2 protein-coding genes and 4 pseudogenes are annotated in these 3,503 nt (G+C 41.8%); 4 read left to right on the top strand and 2 right to left on the bottom strand.

Annotated features, from left to right (window positions below; translation table 11 throughout):
* The 3 genes and pseudogenes from L1D55_RS26920 to L1D55_RS26910 form a co-directional block, all read left to right on the top strand.
* Nucleotides 1-124, top strand: a pseudogene (locus tag L1D55_RS26920) (IS5/IS1182 family transposase); the annotation flags it as partial.
* A gap of 304 nt (nt 125-428) precedes the next feature.
* Nucleotides 429-833 (top strand): Hpt domain-containing protein, encoded by a 405-nt coding sequence (locus tag L1D55_RS26915; protein ID WP_239919487.1) that lies wholly within the window; start codon nt 429-431, stop codon nt 831-833.
* 205 nt (nt 834-1,038) lie between these two features.
* Nucleotides 1,039-2,544: a sigma-54 dependent transcriptional regulator gene (locus L1D55_RS26910; protein WP_239919486.1), complete on the top strand. Its 1,506-nt coding sequence runs from the start codon at nt 1,039-1,041 to the stop codon at nt 2,542-2,544.
* Nucleotides 2,545-2,593: 49 nt separating this feature from the next.
* On the opposite strand, the pseudogene L1D55_RS26905 reads toward L1D55_RS26910, so the two are convergent.
* Nucleotides 2,594-2,987, bottom strand: a pseudogene (locus L1D55_RS26905) (IS3 family transposase); the annotation flags it as partial.
* A gap of 80 nt (nt 2,988-3,067) precedes the next feature.
* Between L1D55_RS26905 and L1D55_RS26900 the strand changes: the two are divergent.
* A pseudogene (locus L1D55_RS26900) lies at nt 3,068-3,181 on the top strand (IS5/IS1182 family transposase); the annotation flags it as partial.
* A 59-nt stretch (nt 3,182-3,240) separates the two neighbouring features.
* Here the strand turns inward: L1D55_RS26900 and L1D55_RS26895 are convergent.
* Nucleotides 3,241-3,429, bottom strand: a pseudogene (locus L1D55_RS26895) (IS5/IS1182 family transposase); the annotation flags it as partial.
* Nucleotides 3,430-3,503: the final 74 nt, after the last annotated feature.

Genomic DNA, 3,503 nt, shown 5'->3' with positions numbered 1-3,503 from the left:
ATATAAAGGACTGACTAGCGGCACATTGAGCTTGAGATGTTATAACGCTCAAGTTGGTGAGGCGTTAGCAAACGTCAAAGCAATGAACAAAGTTCTAGGACTAGGTATGCCTATTAGAAACTAACAGGTAAGTTCCGTAGGATAGATACGTCCTTTAGCTGATTTGATCAACAACGCCGCACTAGAGTCCAAGCTCTTCCCCTATTACACACCTAAGCTCATATTTTATAAGTAAAAATACGTATAATCAATCCGTTAGGTTTATCACAAAGATAGCCACAAGCATGGCTTAATGTCGATTTATTCTGCTGTTTATAAGGCAACCAGTTGAAATTATTCCAGAAAATGACTAAAACTTAAGAGTGCAAACGAATATTAGACTTCTCGATGATGTAAGGATTTACAGCTCAATAAAAGGACTTAGTTTGATGAACTCGACTTTAACGTCAGACACACCGGCAGGTGAAAATAAGAAAAAAAATGAAGAGCTTGTGGATGAAAGCGTACTTGAGCAGATGGTTCGAGATACCAGTCCGGAGATTATTCCAATTTTAATCGACCACTATGTGACAGAATCACAGGCTCGTTTACTCACCATTAAAGAAGCAGTTAGCAACAACGACGCTCAAACGCTCGAGTTTGAAGTCCATACCCTTGGTAGTACCGCACTTTCGCTAGGTAACCGGCTTTTAGGTAAGTTAGCAAGAGCATTAGAACAGCTGTGTTTAGAAGCGCATCATGAACAAGCCTTTCTGCAGGTTGACGAGTTAATCGAACTTGCAGAGCATTCAATCAACGCGTTATTAGAAAGAAAAGAAGCCGGTTTTAGTTAACGTTCTTTCACCAGATATAAATTAGTTAAAAAGCTCAACATAGTCATTCCCGATTTACGTTTCATGGTCATCTGTTCGCGTAAACAGACTAACCTCAAATAAGACAGCGCGCCCAGTAAGTAACAAAGACAGCCGACTCGTATCTACGCTCAAACATCACTATGTTATTGATTGGTTAAGATAAAGTTTCAAAAGGAATTACACAATGCGCCCTAAGGTATTGTTAGTTGAAGACTCCACCTCCCTCGCCGTACTTTACAAGCAGTACGTAAAAGACGAGCCATACGACATATTTCATGTCGAAACAGGTTCGGAAGCGAAAACATTTATTGAAAGACACGCTCCTCAGCTTGTTATCCTTGACCTCAAATTGCCCGATATGCCGGGAGAAGAAGTTCTAGACTGGATAACCGACAATGACATCCCTACCGCCGTCATCATTGCAACAGCCCATGGTTCTGTAAATATTGCTGTTGATTTAATTCAACGCGGCGCGGAAGACTTCTTGGAAAAGCCAATTCAAGCCGACCGCCTCAAAACATCGGTTAACCTGCATCTGAGCAGAGCCAAACTCGAAAATCTAGTCGACAATATTCAAAGCAAATTCGATCGTGACCGTTACCATAGCTTCATCGGTTCTTGTTTACCGATGCAAGCCGTCTATAAAATCATCGACTCAGTTGCTCCGACCAATGCAAGTGTATTTATCAACGGAGAAAGTGGCACTGGTAAGGAAGTATGTGCTGAAGCAATTCACCAAGAAAGTCAGCGCTGCAATAAACCATTTGTAGCCATCAATTGTGGCGCCATTCCACGCGATTTGATGGAAAGTGAAATATTTGGTCATGTAAAAGGTGCTTTCACTGGTGCTACAACCGATCGTAAAGGCGCTGCGTTGCAAGCCGACGGTGGTACACTGTTTCTCGATGAGCTTTGTGAAATGGAACTCGAGATGCAAAAGAAACTGCTTCGATTCCTGCAAACGGGGACCTTTACCCCACTAGGTGGCAACAGAGAAATCAAAGTCGACGTCAGAATCATCTGTGCAACCAACCGTGACCCACTTTTAGAGGTTGAAGAAGGACGATTCCGTGAAGACCTTTATTATCGTGTGCATGTTGTGCCTATCGAAATGCCACCGTTAAGAGACCGTGATGATGATATAGTTATTTTGGCCAACTATTTCCTTAAACTCTATGCAAAAGAAGATAATAAGAAATTTAGTTCTATAGATGTAGAAACACAAAGTATTCTCAAGCGCTATAATTGGCCGGGAAACGTGCGTCAACTACAAAACGTCATTCGAAATATTGTAATAATGAATAATAAAGCATGTATAAAAAAGGAGATGTTACCTCCTTCGATTAATACAATAGATGCTTTAAATTCAAAGTTAACACTTAAAAACAAAGAGTTAGGTGTAACTCCGTTAACAACCACCGATGAATATTGCCCCAGAAACAAAAAAGAATTCAACAAAATCCATCAAGATAAAATCAATGCACCTTACACACCACCATTAAGTACTCCAAATGCTAATGTTCGCCCTATGTGGCAAGTAGAACGTGAAACTATTCAGCATGCTATAAAATACTGTGACGGAAACGTGCTTAATGCTGCTATATTATTAGAACTTAGTCCTTCCACTGTTTATCGTAAGAAACAGATTTGGGAGTCAGAAAACGAAAACGAGAAAAATTCAACTCTCTGAAGTTCGACACTTATTTAAGTGATCTGCTCCAGCCAGACTGGACACTTCACTAAGCGACATTTTGTTGTTCAAAGTTAACTGGGATACCCAAGAGCACTGTGCCTTCTCGTCCGATTATAATCAACCTCTATGTATTCGAAGATCGCTTGGCGCATCTCATCTCGCGTCATGATCGGCTCATATTGGATCGCTTCAACTTTCATTGAATGGAAGAAGCTCTCAACACAAGCGTTGTCCCAGCAGTTTCCTTTTCTACTCATACTTTGATTTAGATTATAAGCGGTTATGAGGTCTCGATAGTCTTTTGAGCAATACTGGCTACCTCGATCACTGTGAACGATTACTTGCTCAGGGAATCCGCGACGGAACAAGGCCATTGATAGCGCATCACAGACCAGCGTAGCAGTCATTCTGGTATCCATCGAGCAGCCGACTACTTGTCTTGGGCGTTGTTGACTAAATCAGTTGGAACCTTTTCTCAGTCCTGCGATCTGATCCCATGTAGTAGAAGCATGGTGTTGTTATGGGTAAGTCGAAGAAGAAGATAGCGAACTGGAGTGAGTATAATGAAGCCTTGTGCAAGCGAGGCTCAGTAACGTTTTGGATTGACGACTCAGCCGTTGAAGCATGGCAATGTAAAAGGGCGTTGTTGATCAAATCAGCTAAAGGACGTATCTATCCTACGGAACTTACCTGTTAGTTTCTAATAGGCATACCTAGTCCTAGAACTTTGTTCATTGCTTTGACGTTTGCTAACGCCTCACCAACTTGAGCGTTATAACATCTCAAGCTCAATGTGCCGCTAGTCAGTCCTTTATATCGGGACATTGCCGTCTCAGAGATTGAACGGTCGTGGTAGCCAGAGTCAGTTTTCCATTGAGTTAGCGAATCGGGACATTGCCGTCTCAGAGATTGAACGGTCGTGGTAGCCAGAGTCAGTTTTCCATTGAGTTAGCGAA

The sequence above is a fragment of the Vibrio sp. Isolate22 genome, from assembly GCF_022398115.1.
Classification (GTDB): domain Bacteria; phylum Pseudomonadota; class Gammaproteobacteria; order Enterobacterales; family Vibrionaceae; genus Vibrio.
Note: the sequence above shows the minus strand (reverse complement) of the source record. Positions and strands in the feature narration are given on the sequence as shown.